Source organism: Limosilactobacillus coleohominis (assembly GCF_016901675.1).
Classification (GTDB): Bacteria; Bacillota; Bacilli; order Lactobacillales; family Lactobacillaceae; genus Limosilactobacillus; species Limosilactobacillus intestinavium.
The window spans coordinates 1-532 of sequence record NZ_JACJKU010000180.1; the positions used below are offsets into that span (position 1 = coordinate 1).

General features: G+C 40.0%; 1 pseudogene. It reads right to left on the minus strand.

From position 1 onward, the window contains the following. Positions 1-532 (minus strand): annotated as a pseudogene (locus H5975_RS09185) (IS30 family transposase); the annotation flags it as partial.

Below are 532 nucleotides of genomic sequence, written 5' to 3' on the forward strand. Positions count from 1 at the left end.
CTTGCCATCTTTATGACCTTGAATAGTGTCTAGTTCCCAATGACCAATTTCGGACCGTTGGTCCGCAACCTGTGGACGTTGAGCAATGTTAGGTCCTAAGCACTTTTTGACTTGTGGATGAGATTGATGGTGTTTACGTTTAGTTTTCTCAAAAAGGTCCAAGTTAGACGTACGGAATACACCATCATTAATCTACTGATACAAAGTCACAACAGACTTAGGGATCAGTGAATCATCACTCATCAAATCACGTGCCTTATAAATAGCTGCTTGAGGAGAGTAACGATGCTCATCAAATTCACCAAGCATTAATTGGTCGGTCAATTGTAAAAAACGCTTTGAGCGGTAATATAAACGAGGACGACCGGACCGTTGGTGGCATTTAAGATAAATATTCTGACCAGCTTCATAACTGTAGATGTAATAAGGGTAATCGTAAGTCTTACCATTGAATTTTTGACGACGAATTTGGCGAACTGTACCACGTTTAAGCTCATTATTAATGGTTTGGTGGTTCACTCCTAATTGACGA